We start from the raw sequence: 378 nt of genomic DNA, 5'->3' as shown, positions 1-378 counted from the left end.
CGTCAACCATCCGAGTCTCCTGTCAGCAATCACGCTGGCGGGTTTACTGCTCGGGTGTGTATGGACTGAATGTTTTAATGGTGTGTCGACTGCACGTTGAAGAAACCATCCTTGGCATCATCTCCCCTTGCGGGTGATGGTGCCGCACCCTGTTGGGGTTCTGAGACCATACGTCTCGGAGCCTGGTCATATCGATAGGTCGTCAGTGACGGCGATGTCGGTGTGGCTGGTGTGTTGTTTGAGATTTGTATAGTGTGCGTGAGTGTCTTTGTTCTACTTGAACTGACCGGGCTCAGCGAATTGAAGAACTCACCGTTGTCGGGCTTCTGCTCGACGAACGGTGTTGTCGTCTGTTCGATGAGTTTGTGGTGTTGGTTT

At 52.4% G+C, this 378-nt stretch carries 1 protein-coding gene; it reads right to left on the bottom strand.

Translation table 11 applies throughout. The features are described from left to right. Positions 1 to 74 precede the first annotated feature (74 nt). Positions 75 to 378: hypothetical protein (locus LO763_RS28615; RefSeq protein WP_230792326.1), on the bottom strand; the 304-nt coding region annotated here is incomplete at its 5' end.

The organism is Glycomyces amatae, from assembly GCF_020991375.1.
Classification (GTDB): Bacteria; Actinomycetota; Actinomycetes; order Mycobacteriales; family Micromonosporaceae; genus Glycomyces; species Glycomyces amatae.
Note: the sequence above shows the minus strand (reverse complement) of the source record. Positions and strands in the feature narration are given on the sequence as shown.